This window comes from Arthrobacter sp. GAS37 (assembly GCF_044908325.1).
GTDB lineage: Bacteria > Actinomycetota > Actinomycetes > Actinomycetales > Micrococcaceae > Arthrobacter > Arthrobacter ramosus.
In genome coordinates, this window is sequence record NZ_JBIYDB010000002.1 from 75,666 (window position 1) to 94,926 (window position 19,261).

Genomic DNA, 19,261 nt, shown 5'->3' on the forward strand with positions numbered 1-19,261 from the left:
GAACAGCTTAGACACTCGCCGCGGCATCACGCCCGGCTGCACGTCCGGAGAACAAGCACCCGCCAAGGAACGTCCCTTCCAATGCCCGGTAGCCATGGATTCCTCCACCGCCGAAGCCGGCAGCCTCGCCCGCCGCATACAAGCCCGGGACGGGAACTCCGGAATCGTCAAGGACGCGTGAACGAAGGTCTGTTTGGAGTCCGCCGAGGCTCTTACGCGTCAGGACGGAGAGCCGCACAGCCAGGAGCGGGCCGTGTTCCGGGTCGGTGAGCGGATGCGGAGGGGCCACGCGCATGATCTTGTCGGTGGCGAAACGCCGGGCCGCCCGGATCGCGGCGAGCTGCGGATCCTTGCCCAGCCCGCTCGCCACCTGCAGGTCCCGATCGTGGATGAGCGAATCGAGCTGGGCGGGATCTATCAGCGCTGAACCCGTCAGCGCGTTCATTTTCGCGGCGAGCTCGGCGGCCGTTGCCGCCTGTAGGAAATCCACGCCGCGGTCCAGGAAGAGGCGCAATGGCGATTCGCTACCGGGATTGAGCCTGGAAACGAGGAGCCTGATGTCCTTGCCAGTGAGGTCCGGGTTCTGTTCCGAGCCTGAGAGGGCGAATTCCTTCAGCGCGATGGTGCGGTTGCACACGAACCACGAATGTCCGTGCCCGCTCGCCAGGATATGTCTGAGGGCGCCCAGCGAGTCGAAGCCCGGAAACAGCGGCGGGGGCAACTGCCGTCCCGTCGCGTCAATCCATAGCGACGACGGACCGGGCAGTATCCGGATGCCGTGCGAAGGCCATACGGGGGAGTGGTTGTGGATGCCTTCGGGGTAGTGCCACATGCGGTCGCCGTTGATAAGCCTTCCGCCGGCGGCTGCGGCGGCAGCGAGGAACTCGCCGTCGACGGAAGCGGGGACACCGCTCAGCATATGTTCCGGCGCGCTACCGTCGGGCCATTGCTTCCGCACCGTAGCGTGGTTCCCGCCGATTCCGCCGGTGGTCACGATGACCGCTCCCGCGGTCGCCTCAAAGTGCCCGACGACGGTCCTTGGCGACGCTTCGCCGCGTCCGGTTCCGGACGCCTCAAGGATCTCGCCGCCGACCCCGGTGACGCGGCCCGACGTCGTCGTAATCCCCGTGGCTCGATGCCGAAAGAGGAGGGATATCCTTCCGCGGGCCGCGCCTTCGTTGACCTTTGCCAGGAACGGTTGCACGACGCCGGGTCCCGTGCCCCACGTGACGTGGAACCGCGGGACCGTGTTGCCGTGACCTTGGGGACCATAGCCGCCCCGTTCGGCCCACTGCACCAGCGGAAAGAACCGCACGCCAAGGGAGTTCAGCCACCGGCGCTTCTCGCCGGCGGCAAAATCCACGTAGGCTTCCGCCCAACGCCGGGCCCAGGAGTCTTCCGGCCGGTCAAAGGCCGCGGAAGCCAGCCAGTCGCTCAGGGCGAGCCCGGGGCTATCCTTGACCCCCAACCTCCGCTGCTCGGGAGAGTTGACCAGGAACAAGCCACCGAAGGACCAGTGTGCCTGGCCGCCCACGGAGGCGGGCGGTTCCTGGTCCAGGACAGCAACCCGCTTGCCGTCGGCGTAAGCTTGGGCGGCGGCGACCAGTCCCGACAGTCCCGCCCCAATGACGACGACATCGGCTTCAATGTTTGCCTTGGAGTGAACTCCATCACGCGGATTGCTCGGCATTCATACATGCTACCGCCCGGTAACCGCGCTGGTTTGGTGCGCGACCCGTAAACCGGAAAACTAGGACCATGCGCGTTTACCCCACATTCTTCAAGTTGGCCTTCTCCTGGATGGATGCCGAAAAAGCCCACAAGATCGGCTTCCAGGCGATCCGCTTCGCACACCGCTCAGGCGCAGGTCGCGTTCTGGCCAAAATGACGGCTCCCCACCCCTCCCTGCGCACGGAGGCTTTCGGGCTGACGTTCCCGTCACCTTTCGGCCTTGCGGCCGGCTTCGACAAAGAGGGCCACGGAATCGAGGCCCTCGCGGAACTGGGCTTCGGCCACGTGGAAGTGGGTACGATCACCGGCCAGGCTCAGCCCGGCAACGAGAAGCCACGGCTTTTCCGCTTGATCGAGGACAAGGCCGTGATCAACCGCATGGGATTCAACAACGACGGCGCGGCGGCCGTGGCCCCGCGGCTCAAAGCTGCGCGGGCGGCATTGCAGCGGACCCATTCAGGCGTTCGTCCCGTGATCGGAGTCAACATCGGCAAGACCAAGGTTGTTGAGCTCGACGACGCAGTTGAGGACTATCTGGTCAGCGCCCGCAGCCTGGCACCCGCCGCCGACTACCTGGTAGTCAATGTCAGCTCGCCCAACACCCCGGGACTGCGGCTGCTCCAGAACGTCGAAACGCTTCGCCCCCTCCTGCGCGCCGTCGGAGATGCCGCAGACGAATCCGCCGGCCGCCATGTGCCGCTGCTTGTCAAGATCGCACCGGATCTGAGCGACGAAGACATCGACGACGTCGCCCGCCTCGCCTTGGACCTCAAGCTCGACGGGATCATTGCGACAAACACCACGATCGGCCGGGAAGGCCTGGTTTCCGACCCGGGCAAAGTGGAAGCGTGCGGCGCCGGCGGACTCTCCGGTGCACCGCTCAAGGAGCGTTCGCTCGAGGTACTGCGCAGGCTCAAGGCTGCGGTAGGGGAGGGCCTGGTGCTCATCGCGGTCGGCGGAGTGCAGTCCGCGGCCGACGTCCAGGAGCGGCTCGACGCCGGGGCAACCCTCGTGCAGGGCTATACGGCATTCCTCTACGAAGGTCCGTTCTGGGCCGCCGGCATCAACAAAGCCCTCGCGAAGCGTCTCCGCTAAGCAGGGAGACGAGCACCTGAACCACCGCGTGCGGTCAATCAAAAAGACCCTGGAACAGCTGTTCCAGGGTCTTTTTGATTCGTCGGACTCTCGTCCATGGCGATCGGGGGAGTTAAGCGGGGTACTGGCCTCGCTGGACCTGCGGCTTCGGCAGGCGCAGGCGACGGAATTGCAGGGAACGCATGCTGCCGTACCAGACGGTGCCACGCTCGACGTCGCCGAACTTCTGCGTCAAGCCCTTACGCAACTTGCGGGAAAGGATGAACACATCCGCGAACACCGCGAGGAACATGACCCAGAAGCCGATCAGGATATAGCTGAGGGCCTCACTTCCTGAAGGAATGATGAAGGAGATGACCACGAAAAGCAGGGCACCGAACATCAAGTACTCACCCAAGCTGAAACGGGCATCGACATAGTCGCGCGCAAAACGCTTCTGGGGTCCCTTGTCCCTCAGCGGCAGATACTTTTCGTCCCCGGTGTCCAGGGCCTGGCGCATTTTCTGGCGCTGATCCTGCACGGCAATGCGCTCGGCTTCTTTCGAGGCCTTGCGGTCCGTCGGCACGAGGGGGCGCTTGCGTGCCGCTTCTTGTTCCTTGCGCTTGGGCGTGGGAGCGCCCTTGCCAGCGCCTTTCACGGCGGCATCGACGGCAAGCTGGTCTTCTTGGTCTTGAGCGCTCGGCTCATCCTTTTTACGTCCAAACACCACTACAGAATACCCCGCAGGAACCGCGCAAAAGTCGACGTGACGTGCCGCCCTCCGAACGAGCCCGCCACGCCGCCAGGTCCGGTTCCCCAGCGCCACTCCCGGCGGTAGTGTTTGCGCCATGACTTCAATGAATGCGGAGATCCCGCAGACCTTTTCCGGCGGCTCCGGCACAATCAATGTTGATGCGCTCAAGTCCTCGATCGATGCTTCATTCGACCAGACCATGGCCCGTTTGAAAGCCCTGGTCGCCATCCCGGGGATCGCCTGGCCCAGCTTTGACCCGGCGGAACTGGAGCGGAGCGCCGAGGCTGTTGCGGCGCTGGTCCGCGAGTCGGGCTTCCGCGACGTACAGATCCTGCGCTGCGACAAGGCCGACGGGACTCTAGGAGGCCCGGCCATTGTTGCGCGCCGCGTTGCCGCGCCGGGCAAAGCAACCATCCTGCTTTACGCGCACCACGATGTGCAACCGCCGGGCGACGTGACCTTGTGGGAGACCGAGCCCTTCGTCGCCGAGGAACGCGATGGCCGCCTTTATGGCCGGGGCGCAGCCGACGACAAAGCGGGAATCATGGCCCATTTGGCTTCCTATGCCGCTGTAACCCAGGTGCTGGGAGACGATTTCGACCTTGGGGTCACCTTGTTCTTCGAGGGCGAAGAAGAGGCGGGCTCCCCGACGTTCCGCGCTTTCCTCGAAACACACCGCGTGCTCCTCGAAGCGAACGTCATCGTTGTGGCTGATTCAAGCAACTGGAAAGTCGGCGTTCCCGCGCTGACAACCAGTCTCCGCGGCTTGGTGGACGGCACCTTCGAAGTGCGGGTCCTGGATCACGCCGTACACTCCGGCATGTTCGGTGGTCCCGTACTGGATGCGCCGACCCTTCTGTCCCGGCTCATCGCCACCCTGCACGACGACGACGGGAACGTGGCCATCGAGGGCCTGGTAGCCAGGGATGACGTAGTAGAGGACGTTGACGAGGAACAGTACCGCGCCGACGCTTCCGTGCTCGACGGCGTACGGCTCGCCGGCAGCGGCAGCATCGCCTCGAGGCTCTGGACCAAACCCGCGTTGTCCATCATCGGCATCGACGCACCCGCCGTCGACGTCGCATCCAACACGCTGCTCCCGGCAGCGCGTGCAAAGTTCAGCCTGCGCTTGGCTCCCGGGCAAGATCCCGATGCCGCCATGGACGCAGTAGGAAGGCACCTGGAGGCGAACGCGCCCTTCGGAGCGAAGGTGACGTTCGTGCCGGGGGAGCGGGGCAACGCCTTCTCCACCGACACAGCATCGGCTGCGGCCCGGATCGCGATGTGGGCGCTGGGTGAAGCCTGGGGTGTCCCCGCCGTCGAAATGGGGATCGGTGGATCCATACCGTTCATCGCGGATCTGACGGAAACCTATCCCGATGTCCAGATCCTGGTGACCGGGGTCGAGGACCCTGACTCACGGGCACACAGCGCCAACGAATCCCTTCACATCGGTGATTTCCGGAATGCTGTGCTGGCTGAGGCACTGATGCTCGCCCGTTTAAACACGGAAGGCCTCTGAGCCCCCACCTGCACCGGCCGGGAACAAGGTAAGGCTCCGGCCGGTTACGTTAGAAGTTATAGCTATGCGCCGGCTCGACGTAGCATGTAGCTATAACCCGCACGTATTTGGGTAAGGGCAGGCAGCGCGAAGGCGCAGCCGCCAAGAGCGTCATAAGAAGGTAGGCCAATGAGCACTGCAACCAACGAAAACAGCACCGAAGCGCAGCTCGCAGGCGCCGAGCTTCCTGAGCACGAGGTCAAGTTGACCGATGTTGCCGCAGGTAAAGTCCGGAGCCTTCTCGAACAAGAAGGCCGCACGGACTTGCGGCTCCGCGTCGCTGTTCAGCCGGGCGGCTGCTCGGGCCTGATCTACCAGCTCTACTTCGACGAGCGCCTGCTCGACGGCGATGCCGTCCGCGACTATGACGGCGTCGAAGTGGTTGTCGACAAGATGAGCGTGCCTTACCTGAGCGGCGCCAGCATCGACTTCGAGGACACGATCTCGAAGCAGGGCTTCACCATCGACAACCCCAACGCCGGCGGGTCTTGCGCCTGCGGCGATTCGTTCCACTAACCCGGGCATTTGCAGACTGTTGGCCCAGTTCAGGAACGGGTTAAACCCGGGCCGACGCACTGGGCCAGCATGTCGGCGAAAACCGCTCGGTAGCGGTAAGCTCTACATCGGGTAGTAAAACTTTAGTGTGCCCGGTGGGCCTTCCGCCTGCCGGGCTGCAGCAACAAGAGGAAGGGCCGTCTGTGAGTTCGCAGAACCGAACCGGCAGCCGACGCATAAAGATCACCTCGATCACTGGCTTGGCACTAGCCGGCGCGTTGGTTTTGACCGGATGTTCACCAGAGGTAGAAAAAGGCTGGTTGCCCACGGAACGTGGCACCACCAGCAACACCGATCGGATCATGGACCTCTGGGTCAACTCATGGATCGCCGCCCTCGTAGTCGGCATTATTACTTGGGGCCTGCTGGTCTGGTGCATCATCGCCTACGGGCGCCGCAAAGGCACCACGGGTTTCCCGAAGCAGCTTAGCTACAACCTCCCTCTGGAGGTCTTTTATTTGACCATTCCGCTGTTCATGGTGCTGGTGTTCTTCTACTTCACCAACCAGGACCAGCAGGCGATTGATGATCGCTCCAAGCCGGCCGACGTCACCATCGACGTCCGCGGCAAGCAATGGGCTTGGGACTTTAACTACGTCAAGGGCTCGGTCATCACTGACGACCTTCACGAAGCAGGAGTCCAGGCCCACCTCACGGGCAACGCGATTGACCTGAATCAGCTGCCGACGCTGTACCTTCCCGTGAACAAGTCGGTTGACCTCGAGCTCAACTCCCGCGACGTCATCCACTCTTTCTGGGTTCCGGCCTTCCTGCAGAAGCGCGACGTGATTCCCGGCAAGACCAACTACATCAGGTTGACCCCCACCAAGGAGGGCACCTATGACGGCAAGTGCGCCGAACTTTGCGGTGAATACCACTCTGAGATGTTGTTCCGCGTGAAGGTCGTTTCCGATGCTGAGTTCCAGGCTCACATGGACCAGCTTCGCCAGAGCGGCAACACCGGTCTTCTCGATTCGAAGTACGACCGCAACCCGAACCTGAACGCAAAGAATTAAGGGAAGCGACGTGGCTACTTACACTCAATCCGCCGGAGTCCTTGACGCTCCGGTAGTACCGAAGTCCAAGGGACGTATCGTCGTCAACTGGATCACCTCCACGGACCACAAGACCATCGGGTACATGTACCTGATCGCGTCCTTTGTGTTCTTCTGCCTGGGCGGCGTTATGGCGCTCCTGATGCGTGCGGAGCTGTTCGAGCCCGGCATGCAGATCCTGCAGACCAAGGAACAGTACAACCAGCTCTTCACGATGCACGGCACCGTGATGCTGCTCATGTTTGCGACGCCGCTCTTCGCCGGCTTCGCAAACGTCGTCATGCCGCTGCAGATCGGTGCCCCCGATGTTGCCTTCCCGCGGTTGAACGCGTTGGCCTTCTGGTTCTTCCTTTTCGGCTCCACCATCGCCGTTTCCGGCTTCATCACCCCGCAGGGCGCCGCATCCTTCGGCTGGTTCGCCTATGCACCTTTGTCAGACACCACGTTCACCCCGGGCGTGGGTGGTGACCTTTGGGTCTTCGGCCTGGCGTTGTCCGGTTTCGGAACAATCCTGGGTGCGGTCAACTTCATCACCACGATCATCTGCATGCGCGCTCCCGGCATGACGATGTGGCGCATGCCGATCTTCACCTGGAACACCCTGGTGACGGCCATCCTGGTTCTCATGGCGTTCCCGCCGCTCGCCGCCGCGCTCTTCGCCCTCGGCGCTGACCGTCGCTTCGGAGCCCACATCTTCGACCCGGAGAACGGCGGAGCTGTCTTGTGGCAGCACCTGTTCTGGTTCTTCGGCCACCCTGAGGTTTACATCATTGCCTTGCCGTTCTTCGGCATCGTCTCTGAAATTTTCCCGGTCTTCAGCCGCAAGCCGATCTTCGGCTACAAGGGCCTTGTGTATGCGACCATTGCCATCGCCGCCCTGTCGGTGACCGTGTGGGCGCACCACATGTACGTCACCGGATCGGTGCTGCTGCCGTTCTTCTCCTTCATGACGATGCTGATCGCGGTACCCACCGGCGTGAAGTTCTTCAACTGGATCGGCACCCTATGGCAGGGCTCGATTACCTTCGAGACTCCCATGCTCTGGAGCATCGGCTTCCTGGTCACGTTCCTCTTCGGCGGCCTGACCGGCATCATCCTGGCTTCCCCGCCGCTGGATTTCCACGTCTCGGACTCCTACTTCGTCGTGGCGCACTTCCACTACGTGGTCTTCGGCACGGTGGTATTCGCGATGTTCGCAGGCTTCTACTTCTGGTGGCCAAAGTGGACCGGCAAGATGCTCAACGAACGGCTCGGCAAGATCCACTTCTGGCTCCTGTTCCTGGGTTTCCACGGCACCTTCCTGATCCAGCACTGGCTCGGCGTAGAGGGCATGCCCCGGCGTTATGCCGACTACCTGCCGCAGGACGGCTTCACGTGGATGAACCAGTTCTCCACGATTTCATCCTTCGTGCTCGGCGCATCGCTCCTGCCATTCTTCTGGAATGTCTACATCACGTGGCGCAGCAACAAAAAGGTAGAAGTCGACGATCCCTGGGGCTTTGGTGCCTCGTTGGAGTGGGCCACATCCTGTCCGCCGCCGCGACACAACTTCACCTCTCTGCCCCGCATTCGTTCCGAACGTCCTGCCTTGGACCTCCACCACCCGGAACTTGCCCAGCATCACACTGCAGAGAGCCCTGCGCCGGCAGCAAAGGTGCTCGGCAACGCTGATCAGAAGGACGCTAAATGAAAATCGAATCTTGGATTTTTGGAGCCGGGAGTTTTTTCTTCGTACCGGTGGCGCTGGTCTATGGTTTCCTGACCCACTGGTCTGAGTGGGTTGGCACCCTAGGTATCCTCCTGGTCGGTGGCCTGGCAGGCATGATCGGCGCTTATCTCGGTTTCACGGGCAGGCGCATCGGCATGCGTCCGGAGGACCGTCCGGATGCTGAGATCCACGAAGGCGCCGGCGAGCAGGGACACTTCAGCCCCTGGAGCTGGTGGCCGCTGGTGCTCGGCCTGGCCTGCGCCGGCGGGTTCCTTGGCCTGGCCGTAGGTTTCTGGATCACGTTCGTCGCCGCCGGTCTTGCTGTCGTAGCCCTGGTCGGCTGGGTCTTCGAATACAGCCGCGGAGACCACGCGCACTAGAAGTACTTGAACAACGACGGCGGGCCCCACCACGTGGTGGGGCCCGCCGTCGTTCTATCCGGATGACACACCAGGTGCGTCGTCAGCGTGCTTGCCCGTTCACTGACCTTCCACGGCCTCCAGAACGGCCGAAAGCGCGGCCAAAGCATCGTTGACCTCATCAAGCGTGCGGCCGGCTTGTAGCGCTTCTCCGGAGACCGACAGAACCACCTCGCACCCGTGGCCGAAATCTTCGGTCATCACCTCGAGCAAAGACCGGGCATCAACCGCTTGTTGGCCGGGCTTGCGGATCATCACCGGAAGGCCCGTGGCCGTCACAGCCCGCACGAATACGGCAGCAGCCCGTGCATGAAGGCCGATCTCTGCGGCGACGATGGCTTTGTGCTCGGGCAAACCGGCTCCTTTGACTCGGACGGCCAGATGCCGACTGCGATTTTGATCCCTACAAGCCTAGCGCTGCCGCGGGACGGCCCAGTTCGCAGAGCCCAGCTGGTCTAGACCTGCCGGAGGATTGCCCTACGCTTATTTCATGAGAGATTTCGTGGCCGGAGACCGTCGTGCCGACTGACGCAACACGTATTGCGGGGGAGATCGACCGCAAGAGCGGCACTCCCATCTACGTTCAACTGCGCGAGATCCTGCGCAGCTATATCTCCGAGTCCTGCAAGCCCGGTGCGGCGTTGCCTTCGGAGCGGGACCTCTCCGAACGATTCGGACTTGCCAGGATGACGGTGCGGCAGGCCATTGATGCCCTCGTCGGCGAGGAAGTCATTGAACGTGTGGTTGGACTGGGAACTTTCGTCCGCAAACCGAAGCTGGACCTCCAGGTGAAGCTCACGTCGTACAGCGAGGAAATGCAACGCCGCGGCATGGTTCCGGCAGCCAAGGTCCTGAGCTTTGAACAAATCTCGGCCAGCGCCTTCCTGGCGAGGGAACTCCAGCTGGAGGAAGGGACGCCGTTGGTCCGCTTCAGGCGGCTCCTCCTCGCTGACAACGAGCCCATGAGCGTGGACGAGAACTTCATCCCTGCCCATCGCGTGCCAGGTCTTTTGGACGATGCGCCTCCCACTTCCCTGTACAACGTGCTGAGTGAGAAGTACGGACTGGTGATGGAGTGGGGAGAGGACATGATTGAAGCAACGGCAGCTTCGCCATCAACAGCGCGGCTCTTGAACGTAGATGTCGGTACTCCGTTGCTCAAGATTCAGCGCCATGCTTTCGTTGCCCGCGCCATGGTGGACTACTCCGTGTCGTACTACCGTGCCGACCGGTACAAGTTGTGGGTCCCGTTGCAGCGTCCGGGCGTGCGGTCCACCCGAAGCCAATCCACGGGGTACCGCACCCACTAGCCCAAAGCCAGGGAACCGAGCGCTTGAAAGCCCGAACAACGAGAGAAGGCCCCGTCCACGTGGACGGGGCCTTCTCTGTGCTATCTGCGGGAGCTAGTGGCTAAGGCTCTTGTGCTCTTCGCCGGATTCGATGGCCTCATGGTGGCCGTGTCCGTGAGCGGCTTCAAGCTCGGCCGGCGTTGCCGGAGCAACACGGTCTTCGAAGAACCACTTGGACAATGCCGCGCGGCGCTTCTCCTTCGGCGTGACCACACCGTGCTCGTTCGGCTCGGCCGGCAACGGGGAAGGCGACTCGAAGCCCACAAGCTTGTAGTGCTTGTAGTCGTCCAGCGGTGCGTGTACCTCAATGAATTCACCATGCGGCAGGCGCACGATGCGGCCCGTTTCGCGGCCGTGCAGGGCGATCTCGCGGTCCTTGCGCTGCAGAGCAAGGGCCACGCGCTTCGTCACCATGAATGCAATGATCGGGCCGATGAAGAACAGCGTACGCAGCCAGTACGTGACGTCGTTCAGGGCAACGTGGAAGTGCGTTGCGATGAGGTCCGAGCCGGCAGCGGCCCACATGACGCAGTACCAGGTAAAGCCTGCGACGCCAATGGCAGTACGGGTAGGAGCGTTACGCGGACGGTCCAGGACGTGGTGCTCACGGTTGTCCTTGGTGATCCAGCGTTCGATCCACGGGTACATGAACAGAACCGTGAAAATGATGCCTGCGGGAACCAATGCCGGCAGCAGCACATTCAGCGTCAGCACATGGCCGAAGATGATGTATTCGAAGTGGAAATCGTTGACAACGCCAGGCATGAGTCGCAGGGCACCATCGACGAAGCCGATGTACCAGTCAGGCTGGGTACCTGCCGACACGGGGGAGGGATCGTACGGCCCGTAGTTCCAGATCGGGTTGATCGTGAACATCGCAGCCATGAGCGCGACGACACCGAACACGATGAAGAAGAAGCCGCCGGCCTTTGCAGCGTAAACCGGTCCCAGAGGGTAACCGACGACGTTGCCGTCGTTGCGACCCGGGCCAGGGTACTGCGTGTGCTTGTGCACAACCACCATGAAGAGGTGGATGACGATCATCAGCAGAATCATGGCCGGGACGAGCAGGATGTGCAGCACGTACAGCCGGCCGATGATGGCTGTTCCCGGGAACTCGCCTCCGAAGAGGAAGAACGAGATGTACGTTCCGATCACCGGGATGGACTTGATGACACCGTCGATGATTCGCAGGCCGTTACCGGAGAGCAGGTCATCGGGAAGCGAGTATCCCGTGAAGCCTTCAGCCATGGCCAGGATGAGCAGGACACCGCCCACCACCCAGTTCATTTCACGCGGCTTGCGGAAAGCGCCCGTGAAGAAAACGCGCAGCATGTGTACACCAAGCGATGCCACGAACAGCAAAGCCGCCCAGTGGTGGACCTGGCGGAAGAACAAGCCGCCGCGGATGTCGAAGGAAATGTTCAGCGACGAGTTGTACGCGGCGGACATTTCGACATTGGTCAGCGGAGTGTATGAGCCCGAATAGTGGGTCTCAGCCATGGACGGGTCAAAGAAGAACGTCAGGAAGGTCCCCGACATCAGGAGAATGACGAAGGAATACAGCGCCACCTCACCGAACATGAAGGACCAGTGGTCCGGGAAGACCTTCCGGCCGAATTCACGCAGGATTCCGGATCCGCCGACGCGCTCGTCAACGAAGTCCGTAATCCGGCCAACCTTGGTTTTAGGTACGAAGGGGACTTCAGCTGTTGATGAGGCGCTCATGCTCGTCACGCTCCCAGTAACTCGGTCCTACAGGTTCTTTGAAATCGCTCGTGGCTACGAGGTAGCCCTCAGCATCTACCGCGATGGGCAGCTGGGGGAGCGGACGGCTGGCGGGGCCGAAGATAACCTTGCATTCCTTGGCGAGGTCGAAGGTTGACTGGTGGCACGGGCACAGCAGGTGGTGCGTTTGCTGCTCATAAAGAGCAACGGGGCAACCGACGTGGGTGCAGATCTTGGAGTAGGCAACGATTCCGTTGTAGCTCCAGGTTTCGCGGCCCTTGGAAATCGTCAAGTCATCCGGGTTGAGGCGCATGAGCAAAACGACGGCCTTGGCCTTCGCGTTGAGCTTGCCCTCCTGGAGTTCGTTGAGGCCTTCCGGGATCACGTGGAATGCAGAACCGATGGTCACGTCCGATGCCTTGATCGGAGTTCCGTCGGGGTCGCGGGTAAGGCGCTTGAGCTTGCCGTCCTGGGGAGCCCACATGGTGTGCGCGAGCGTGTTGTCCGGGCGGGGACCAAGGTCACCGAATACTGCCAAAGCCGGGAGGGGCGCCAGTGCCACGGCACCCAGAAGGGTGTTGCGGATCAGCGGTCGACGCTTGATGCCGGTTTCCTCGACGATGTCCTCGACGATCCGCACGGCGGCCTGACGGTCTTCTTCAGTGCGGATGGCATGACGCTCTTCCGACACTTCGTGGTCCGGCATGAGGGCCTTGGCCCAGTGCACGATGCCGGTGCCGATCCCGAGCATCGCGAATGCGGTGCCAAGGCCAAGCAACAGGTTTTGGTTGCGGATCGTTGCGATCGATCCATCCGTGTGCAGATCGATGGCAAAGTACGACACCAGGAAGATCACCGTGCCGATGACGGAGATGCCAAACAGTATGGCTACCTGCCGTTCGGCTCGCTTAGCGGCTCTCGGATCCGTGTCAGCCAGGCGCAAACGGTGCGGAGGAAGCCCAGGATCCTGGAACTTCTCCACAACATTCTGACCAGCCGTAGCTACGGTGCCCGAGTGGTTCGGACTGCCGTCACTATGGTTGCCCATAATTCGCCTCATCCTTCTCTCGTTGTCCCGGCCGGAACCGGGTTAATGTTCAATTCAAAACTGCTGCGGGGACAGCAGAAGCTTTAGTGCGTCTGTCCTACGAAGTGCGGGACGTCAGCCAGATGGTGAAGGCGATGATGACGCCGAGGCCTGCGACCCAGACGAAGAGACCTTCGGAAACCGGACCCAGCGCACCGAGGTCGTTCCCACCAGGCGAGCCGTTGGCTTCGATCGTCTTCAGGAAGGTGATGATGTCGCGCTTGCCCTGAGGAGAGATATTGGCGTCGTTGAAGACGGGCATGTTCTGCGGACCAGTGGCCATGGCTTCGTAGATGTGCTGTCCCGAGACCCCTGCGAGTGCCGGAGCGAACTTTCCACGGGTCAAGGCACCCCCGGCGGCTGCAGCGTTGTGGCACATCGCACAGTTCACGCGGAAGAGTTCGCCACCCTTGGCGGCATCTCCCTTTTCGTCGAGCAGCGATGCATCGGGAATGGCCGGGCCGGCGCCGAGCGAAGCGACGTAAGCCGCCAGCTGCTGCGTCTGCTGGTCGTTGAACTGCCTTGGCTTTTCCTGGGCCTGGGGTCCGTTCATCTGCATGGGCATACGGCCGGTGCCAACCTGGAAATCAACTGCAGCAGCGCCCACGCCGACCAGCGACGGAGCGTCCTTGGTTCCGCTCGCGCCCATGCCGTGGCAGGTGGCACAGTTTGCGGCAAAGAGTTTGCCACCTTCCTGGGCGTCGCTGGCGCTGAAGGTAGTGGTGTCTGCCTTCGCCTGGTTGACCGTTGTGGCAACGGCGTAAAGCCCACCAGTGACGAGGAGTCCCAACAACAGCAGCGCAATGGCTGCCAGTGGATGACGTCGCTTCTGCGAGAGTGCCTTCACGTGGTGGTTCCTTTATTCGATCCTGCGTCGGCTCCATGAGCCGCTTCTTTAAAATTCATCCTCTTGTGGAACAAGAGTCGGTGCCGGGCTACTTGAGGACGTAGATGACCAGGAAGAGGCCGATCCACACAACATCCACGAAGTGCCAATAGTACGAGGTGACGATTGCCGAGGTCGCTTCAAAGTGTCCGAACTTCTTGGCGGCGTATGCGCGGCCAATGATGAACAGGAAGGCGATGAGCCCGCCGATGACGTGGAGACCGTGGAAGCCGGTTGTCATGTAGAACGAGGAACCGTAGGCGTTGGCCGAGAGCGTCACGTGCTCGGACACAAGCATTGCGTATTCGGTGGTCTGGCCGGCAACGAAGAAGGCGCCCATGATGAACGTCAGGATGAACCATTCGTTCATACCCCAGCGGGTGAACTGCAGCACACCACCTCGACGGCGCGGCTCAAGTCGCTCGGCAGCGAAGACGCCCATCTGGCAAGTAAAGGAACTTGACACAAGGACGATCGTGTTTACAAGCGCAAACGGGAAGTTGAGCTTGCCGGTTTCTTCCGCCCACAACGCGCCTGACGTGGAGCGCAGGGTGAAGTACATGGCGAAGAGACCGGCGAAGAACATCAACTCACTGGAAAGCCACACAACGGTTCCAACGGAAACCAAATTGGGGCGATTCAGCGTCGGGTGCGCCGGGGTACTGGGGGCATGGGTCGCAGATGTCACAAAGACATTATGTCTGTAAAAGTCCGGACTTCCCAATGCGAACCGCCATTTGGGGAGACTTTTTCTACAAACACGCGAATTCGCGCGGAAAAGTTCCCGGCGTCCTTAGCATTGGTCACGGAGCCGGGTGGATCGATAGCATCAAGTGGTGACTTCACAGGCATCTGCAGAGCAGGCAAGCAACTCGTGGCCCGGACTCATCTCGGCATTGATCAACGGGCATGACCTCTCGATCGGGAACACAGCATGGGCCATGAACACGATCATGTCCGGGGAAGCCGCCCCTTCCCAGATCGCCGGTTTCCTGGTTGCCTTGCGCGCCAAAGGCGAAACAGTGGATGAAGTCACCGGATTGGTCGAGGCGATGCTCTCCAACGCCAAACCCGTGAGCATTCCGGGCGAAAAGCTTGACATTGTGGGAACCGGCGGCGATCGACTCAATACGGTCAACATCTCGACGATGGCTGCCCTTGTGGCAGCCGGCGCGGGAGCGCGCGTCGTAAAGCACGGGAACCGGGCGGCGTCGTCGTCGTCGGGCTCCGCCGATGTCCTGGAAGCCTTGGGCGTGAGGCTCGACTTGCCGATCGAGCGCGTAGCCCGCAACGCCGAAGAGGCGGGGATCACATTCTGTTTCGCCCAGGTATTCCACCCGTCATTCCGGCATACCGGTGTTGTGCGGGCGGAACTTGGCATCCCCACGGCCTTCAACTTCCTGGGACCGATGACCAACCCGGCCCACGTCCAGGCTTCAGCCGTGGGTGTTGCCAACGCCACCATGGCTCCGTTGATCGCCGGGGTCCTGGCGCGCCGGGGGAGCCGCGGATTGGTGTTCCGTGGGGAAGACGGCCTCGATGAACTCACCACCACAGGTCCATCCACGGTGTGGGAAATCAGGAACGGGCAAGTCACCGAGCAGCGGTTCTCGCCGGCCGCTCTTGGGATCGCTGCGGCGACCGTCGCCGATCTTCGAGGCGGCAACGCCGAGGCGAATGCCGCCGTCGTGCGCGAAGTACTTGACGGGAAGCCGGGCCCGGTCCGGGACGCAGTAGTCCTCAACGCCGCCGCAGGCCTGGTGGCCTTCGACACTGCCGCCGACGGACCCTTCCTGGAACGAATGAAGTCGGCCTGGCTGCGGGCTGCGGAATCCATTGATTCCGGAGCGGCCACCCGGGTCCTCGACACGTGGGTCGGACTCAGCCAAAGCTAGGCAAGGCGCCAGGATTCCGGCGGTTACTGCTCGAAACCCAGCGAAAACGCGGCGTCCAGATCATGCTGTGAGTAGGCGCGGAAGGCGATGTGCGTGGTGGTGTGAACCACTGCGGGGACCTTGGAGAGTTTGTCGGCGATGACGTCCGCCAATTCCTCATGCTTCGCCACGCGCGCCACGGCAATAAGGTCCCATTCCCCTGTGACGGAGTAGACCTCGCTGATCCCTTGGATGGCGGAGATCTCCTCGGCCGTCTCCGGGATGCGTGAAGCGTCGGTCTTGATCAGGACAAAAGCGGTGATCACTGGGGGCAGCCTTTCCGAAGTGCAGCAGTGGACGTAGCAAGCCTAGTCCATCGGCGGGTTCTTAGGACTGGCGGCTCCGTCGACGGACCCGCACCACGAGGGCGATCACGGCGCGGTAGCCAAGCAGCAGGATCGCCAAGCTGATCAAGGCGACAATGATGAACGCGAGCACCACAGTCTGTCCGGTAGCCGCACGCAAAAGCATGCCCCCGGCCACGGTTCCAATCCATACGGCGACGCCGGCCGGCCAGATCCGGAAGGGTGCCCGCCAGGCCCTCACAGCGAGCCAACCGATCGCGGCACCGGCAAGAAACGGCCAAGCCGTGGCAAAGACCCCGGTCAGCACATCTGCGCGCTGGTGCGCGTCGCGGCCGATGGCCGCGAAAACAAGAATGAAAACGGCGTCGGCCAGTCCGGCGATGAGGGCAGTGCGGACCAGGGCGGGTTTTGCAGCAGGCATGGACACGACACTATCCCGCACTGATGCCGAACTCGAACCGAAGGTGCCGCAGGAATCTTGAACCAGCACTGAGTACCGCGGAGGATGTGGCTACGACACTTGAAGCCCCTATCCCCGGAGGTACAACATGAGGCTGGTCCAGGTTGCCCAGCGGGCGGTGGACCTCGACCGGGCATCGGCGTTTTACTCCCGGCTGCTGGGCAGTGAACCGAGCGGAAGATTCGATCCGCCCGGCCTGCTCTTCTTCGACCTCGACGGCGTCCGGCTCCTCCTGGATCGAGGCGCCCCGTCGTCGCTGATCTACCTTGACGTAGCCGATCTCCGGCTCTCTGTTGAAGAACTCCGCGCCTCAGGGACCAAGATCATCCAGGAGCCGCAATTAGTGTATAGCCACGTCGACGGAAGCCTCGGGCCGGCAGGAACCGATGAATGGATGGCCTTCATCAAGGACAGCGAGGGCAACACAGTGGGCCTCGTCGGCCGCGAGGCAAGCGGCGCATGAAACCGGCACAGCCGCCGTCGGGCAAGAAAGAATCTGGCTGTAGATGGTCCCGGCCGGCGCTGTTAGCATGACGAAAAGGTAGCTGATCGTGCTGCCCCCAATCACTGAGGAGCCATGTAATGACCACGAGCCTCAACCCCTACATCAGCTTTCGGGACAACGCCAAGGAGGCCATGTCCTTCTACCAGTCGGTCTTCGGCGGCGAGCTGACCCAAAGCACCTTCGCGGAGTTCCACGCGAGCGAAGACCCCGCCGAAAGCGACAAGATCATGCACTCGGCACTCAAAACAGACAACGGATTGCTGCTTATGGCCGCAGACACCCCCAATAGCATGGAGTACAGCCCGGGAAACAACATCTCGGTGTCGCTCAGTGGCGACGACGAAGCGGAACTTCGCGGCTATTGGGACGGACTGGCCGACGGCGGGACGGTGACCGTGCCGATGGAGAAGGCACCGTGGGGGGACATATTCGGGATGCTGACCGATAAATTCGGCATTGCATGGCTGGTCAACGTTTCGGGAGAGCAACCTCAGTAGCACAAAAACAGGAAGCGCCCTCCGTCCCGCAATGCGGGGCGGAGGGCGCTTTGTCTTCCGGCTATCCGACCGGGTTGGTTGTCTGGCAGGTCTGGTCCTGGGCGGTCTGGGCAACCACATCGTTAGGCTTGGGCGCCGGAAGTGTCGGCTTGTCCCCGGTAGCGAAGTCTTGCCCGGCGTAGAGCTGGACTCCCTGGACACTGGCGACCTGCTGCACGCTCGTCGCCGGCAACCCGAACATTGCGGCGACATCCGCGGCAACGTCGGCAAAGCCTGCACCGTAATAGACCATGGTCTGTGGCCTGCTATCGGCCTGGATCTTGGCCAGCTTCGTGAAGCCCCCGGCGGAGAGAACGGATCCGATCTCCTGGCTTCTGCCGGTCACACCCGTTCCATTGGCGACGGTGATCGGTTGAAGCGCCTTGTCGTATGCGGCTTTCGGAGTTCCCGTCGATGGAGCCGGGGACGCCGCGGCGCTTGGCGCGGGCTGGCTGAGGTCGGCGCTCTTTGTCAGCGCAGCAAAGAAGTTGCTCGCTGCCGGTTGGTCGAGGTCGAGCCGGTTGGGATCGGACGCCGCCGGGACGTTGGGCACGGTGATGAAGTTGACCTTGGCCGGGTCAATGTTCTTGAGCCTGCCCGCGATGGTCAACAGGGCGGGGACCGAGGCGAGTCCGTTGTCGACGGTGAGGTTCTTCGTGACTGTATCGGCGATGCCCAGCATCTTCTGCGGGTTTCCGAGCGTTCCGTCAGCCTTGAGCTTCCGCACGAGGGAACCGAGGAACGATTGCTGCGCCTTGATCCGTCCGAGGTCTCCGCCGTCGGTAAATGCATGGCGCGTGCGCAGGAAGGCCAGGGCCTGGTCGCCTTCCACCTGCGAGGTGCCCTTGGGCAAATGCAATCCGGAGTCGGGGTCGTTGACCGCAGTGCTCACACAGACGTCGACGCCGCCGACGGCCTTGGAGAGTTCGGTCACGGCATTGAAGTCGGCCATCATGAAGTGGTCAACCTCCAAACCCGTGAGCTTGTTGACGGTGTCAACAGCACAACCGATGCCGGCCTCGGCCATCGCACTGTTGATCATCGCATTTTGCCGCTCGGGGTATTGCTTGCCGGTTTTGCTGTCAGTACAAGCCGGAACGTCGACCAACAAGTCCCGGGGGAAACTGATGACGTTGACATGGTTGTTGTCCGCGGAGATATCCAGCAACATCATGACGTCGGACTGGCCGTAGCCGGAGGATTGGTCGGTGGTACCGAACTGCCCGTTCTTCCCGCTCCTGGTATCAGTACCCAGAACGAGGATTTGAAGCCGGTCCTTGCTGTCGTCCACCGGACCTTCCGTTCTGACGCCTCCGGCGCCGAGTGCGGACGACGAGATGTTGGACTGAAGGCGCCATACCCAATACCCTCCAAACGCGATGACTGCGATCAGCAAGACAGCCACCGCGGCGCTGGTGATTTTGAACCAGCGGGGCGAACGGCGAAAGCTGAACCGCCGGCTGCGGGCAGCCAGCTTCCCCTGGCCCGGGTAGGCTACAGGGGGTGACTGACCCGGCTCCGGGCTGGGTGCATCGTGGCGAGTGACCAAAAGGGAACTACCTCTCGAGGGGAAATACGGACGGCCCCATTGTAGCCGGGGGGTCTGGGAAGCTG

General features: G+C 62.1%; 20 protein-coding genes. 10 read left to right on the forward strand and 10 right to left on the reverse strand.

Annotation, left to right across the window (positions count from 1 at the left end; translation table 11 throughout):
- Nucleotides 1-7: 7 nt before the first annotated feature.
- On the reverse strand, nucleotides 8-1,690 hold the full coding sequence (locus ABH924_RS02575) for an FAD-binding dehydrogenase (protein WP_404496664.1): 1,683 nt from the start codon (nucleotides 1,688-1,690) through the stop codon (nucleotides 8-10).
- A gap of 68 nt (nucleotides 1,691-1,758) precedes the next feature.
- On the opposite strand from ABH924_RS02575, the gene ABH924_RS02580 reads away from it, so the two are divergent.
- A complete protein-coding gene (locus ABH924_RS02580; protein ID WP_404496666.1) occupies nucleotides 1,759-2,826 on the forward strand; it encodes a quinone-dependent dihydroorotate dehydrogenase in 1,068 nt (355 codons plus the stop codon).
- Between the two features lie 112 nt (nucleotides 2,827-2,938).
- Here ABH924_RS02580 and ABH924_RS02585 read toward each other — a convergent pair whose 3' ends face one another.
- Complete coding sequence (locus tag ABH924_RS02585; protein WP_234749242.1) at nucleotides 2,939-3,532, reverse strand: DUF3043 domain-containing protein; 594 nt, start codon at nucleotides 3,530-3,532, stop codon at nucleotides 2,939-2,941.
- A gap of 121 nt (nucleotides 3,533-3,653) precedes the next feature.
- On the opposite strand from ABH924_RS02585, the gene ABH924_RS02590 reads away from it, so the two are divergent.
- The 5 genes from ABH924_RS02590 to ABH924_RS02610 all read left to right on the forward strand — a co-directional run bounded on the left by ABH924_RS02590 (nucleotide 3,654) and on the right by ABH924_RS02610 (nucleotide 8,818).
- On the forward strand, nucleotides 3,654-5,081 hold the full coding sequence (locus tag ABH924_RS02590; RefSeq protein WP_404496668.1) for a dipeptidase: 1,428 nt from the start codon (nucleotides 3,654-3,656) through the stop codon (nucleotides 5,079-5,081).
- Between the two features lie 168 nt (nucleotides 5,082-5,249).
- Nucleotides 5,250-5,636 (forward strand): iron-sulfur cluster assembly accessory protein, encoded by a 387-nt coding sequence (locus tag ABH924_RS02595; protein ID WP_234749244.1) that lies wholly within the window; start codon nucleotides 5,250-5,252, stop codon nucleotides 5,634-5,636.
- Between the two features lie 182 nt (nucleotides 5,637-5,818).
- The gene (gene coxB / locus ABH924_RS02600) at nucleotides 5,819-6,691 is read left to right on the forward strand and encodes a cytochrome c oxidase subunit II (RefSeq protein ID WP_404496670.1); all 873 of its coding nucleotides are present in this window, start codon (nucleotides 5,819-5,821) and stop codon (nucleotides 6,689-6,691) included.
- 10 nt (nucleotides 6,692-6,701) lie between these two features.
- Nucleotides 6,702-8,420, forward strand: a complete 1,719-nt coding sequence (gene ctaD, locus ABH924_RS02605; protein WP_234749246.1) for a cytochrome c oxidase subunit I — start codon at nucleotides 6,702-6,704, stop codon at nucleotides 8,418-8,420.
- Nucleotides 8,417-8,818 (forward strand): cytochrome c oxidase subunit 4, encoded by a 402-nt coding sequence (locus ABH924_RS02610; RefSeq protein WP_404496671.1) that lies wholly within the window; start codon nucleotides 8,417-8,419, stop codon nucleotides 8,816-8,818. Before ctaD ends, ABH924_RS02610 begins: the two co-directional genes overlap by 4 nt.
- 99 nt (nucleotides 8,819-8,917) lie before the next feature.
- On the opposite strand, the gene ABH924_RS02615 is transcribed toward ABH924_RS02610, so the two are convergent.
- Nucleotides 8,918-9,211, reverse strand: coding sequence for an HPr family phosphocarrier protein (locus tag ABH924_RS02615; RefSeq protein WP_234749248.1), 294 nt, complete (start codon nucleotides 9,209-9,211; stop codon nucleotides 8,918-8,920).
- A gap of 164 nt (nucleotides 9,212-9,375) precedes the next feature.
- On the opposite strand from ABH924_RS02615, the gene ABH924_RS02620 reads away from it, so the two are divergent.
- Nucleotides 9,376-10,167, forward strand: coding sequence for a GntR family transcriptional regulator (locus ABH924_RS02620; RefSeq protein ID WP_404496673.1), 792 nt, complete (start codon nucleotides 9,376-9,378; stop codon nucleotides 10,165-10,167).
- 93 nt (nucleotides 10,168-10,260) lie between these two features.
- Here ABH924_RS02620 and ABH924_RS02625 read toward each other — a convergent pair whose 3' ends face one another.
- The 4 genes from ABH924_RS02625 to ABH924_RS02640 all read right to left on the reverse strand — a co-directional run bounded on the left by ABH924_RS02625 (nucleotide 10,261) and on the right by ABH924_RS02640 (nucleotide 14,595).
- Nucleotides 10,261-11,934 carry a cytochrome bc complex cytochrome b subunit gene (locus ABH924_RS02625; RefSeq protein ID WP_404496675.1) on the reverse strand — a complete coding sequence of 558 codons (1,674 nt, stop codon included), beginning with the start codon at nucleotides 11,932-11,934 and terminating at the stop codon, nucleotides 10,261-10,263.
- Nucleotides 11,912-12,982, reverse strand: a complete 1,071-nt coding sequence (locus tag ABH924_RS02630; protein ID WP_404496677.1) for a Rieske 2Fe-2S domain-containing protein — start codon at nucleotides 12,980-12,982, stop codon at nucleotides 11,912-11,914. The genes ABH924_RS02625 and ABH924_RS02630 overlap by 23 nt, the downstream gene beginning before the upstream one ends.
- A 97-nt stretch (nucleotides 12,983-13,079) precedes the next feature.
- Complete coding sequence (locus tag ABH924_RS02635; RefSeq protein ID WP_404496679.1) at nucleotides 13,080-13,868, reverse strand: c-type cytochrome; 789 nt, start codon at nucleotides 13,866-13,868, stop codon at nucleotides 13,080-13,082.
- A gap of 88 nt (nucleotides 13,869-13,956) precedes the next feature.
- Nucleotides 13,957-14,595, reverse strand: coding sequence for a heme-copper oxidase subunit III (locus tag ABH924_RS02640; protein WP_404496681.1), 639 nt, complete (start codon nucleotides 14,593-14,595; stop codon nucleotides 13,957-13,959).
- 148 nt (nucleotides 14,596-14,743) lie between these two features.
- On the opposite strand from ABH924_RS02640, the gene trpD reads away from it, so the two are divergent.
- Complete coding sequence (gene trpD, locus ABH924_RS02645; protein WP_234749254.1) at nucleotides 14,744-15,802, forward strand: anthranilate phosphoribosyltransferase; 1,059 nt, start codon at nucleotides 14,744-14,746, stop codon at nucleotides 15,800-15,802.
- Nucleotides 15,803-15,825: 23 nt separating this feature from the next.
- Here trpD and ABH924_RS02650 read toward each other — a convergent pair whose 3' ends face one another.
- Both ABH924_RS02650 and ABH924_RS02655 read right to left on the reverse strand, forming a co-directional pair.
- Nucleotides 15,826-16,107, reverse strand: a complete 282-nt coding sequence (locus tag ABH924_RS02650; protein WP_078108932.1) for an Lrp/AsnC family transcriptional regulator — start codon at nucleotides 16,105-16,107, stop codon at nucleotides 15,826-15,828.
- Nucleotides 16,108-16,168: 61 nt separating this feature from the next.
- Complete coding sequence (locus ABH924_RS02655) at nucleotides 16,169-16,567, reverse strand: DUF3054 domain-containing protein (RefSeq protein ID WP_234749255.1); 399 nt, start codon at nucleotides 16,565-16,567, stop codon at nucleotides 16,169-16,171.
- A 127-nt stretch (nucleotides 16,568-16,694) separates the two neighbouring features.
- On the opposite strand from ABH924_RS02655, the gene ABH924_RS02660 reads away from it, so the two are divergent.
- Nucleotides 16,695-17,069 (forward strand): VOC family protein, encoded by a 375-nt coding sequence (locus ABH924_RS02660; RefSeq protein ID WP_234749256.1) that lies wholly within the window; start codon nucleotides 16,695-16,697, stop codon nucleotides 17,067-17,069.
- Nucleotides 17,070-17,188: 119 nt separating this feature from the next.
- Complete coding sequence (locus tag ABH924_RS02665) at nucleotides 17,189-17,608, forward strand: VOC family protein (RefSeq protein ID WP_404496684.1); 420 nt, start codon at nucleotides 17,189-17,191, stop codon at nucleotides 17,606-17,608.
- A gap of 61 nt (nucleotides 17,609-17,669) precedes the next feature.
- Here ABH924_RS02665 and ABH924_RS02670 read toward each other — a convergent pair whose 3' ends face one another.
- Complete coding sequence (locus ABH924_RS02670) at nucleotides 17,670-19,196, reverse strand: LCP family protein (protein ID WP_372460906.1); 1,527 nt, start codon at nucleotides 19,194-19,196, stop codon at nucleotides 17,670-17,672.
- Nucleotides 19,197-19,261: the final 65 nt, after the last annotated feature.

Bases quoted from the DNA above. Each gene is read 5' to 3' on its own strand.
- ABH924_RS02575 (WP_404496664.1), bottom strand. From the start codon at position 1,690: ATGCCGAGCAATCCGCGTGATGGAGTTCACTCCAAGGCAAACATTGAA.
- ABH924_RS02580 (WP_404496666.1), top strand. From the start codon at position 1,759: ATGCGCGTTTACCCCACATTCTTCAAGTTGGCCTTCTCCTGGATGGAT.
- ABH924_RS02590 (WP_404496668.1), top strand. From the start codon at position 3,654: ATGACTTCAATGAATGCGGAGATCCCGCAGACCTTTTCCGGCGGCTCC.
- ABH924_RS02595 (WP_234749244.1), top strand. From the start codon at position 5,250: ATGAGCACTGCAACCAACGAAAACAGCACCGAAGCGCAGCTCGCAGGC.
- ABH924_RS02610 (WP_404496671.1), top strand. From the start codon at position 8,417: ATGAAAATCGAATCTTGGATTTTTGGAGCCGGGAGTTTTTTCTTCGTA.
- ABH924_RS02625 (WP_404496675.1), bottom strand. From the start codon at position 11,934: ATGAGCGCCTCATCAACAGCTGAAGTCCCCTTCGTACCTAAAACCAAG.
- ABH924_RS02630 (WP_404496677.1), bottom strand. From the start codon at position 12,982: ATGGGCAACCATAGTGACGGCAGTCCGAACCACTCGGGCACCGTAGCT.
- ABH924_RS02655 (WP_234749255.1), bottom strand. From the start codon at position 16,567: ATGCCTGCTGCAAAACCCGCCCTGGTCCGCACTGCCCTCATCGCCGGA.
- ABH924_RS02660 (WP_234749256.1), top strand. From the start codon at position 16,695: ATGAGGCTGGTCCAGGTTGCCCAGCGGGCGGTGGACCTCGACCGGGCA.
- ABH924_RS02665 (WP_404496684.1), top strand. From the start codon at position 17,189: ATGACCACGAGCCTCAACCCCTACATCAGCTTTCGGGACAACGCCAAG.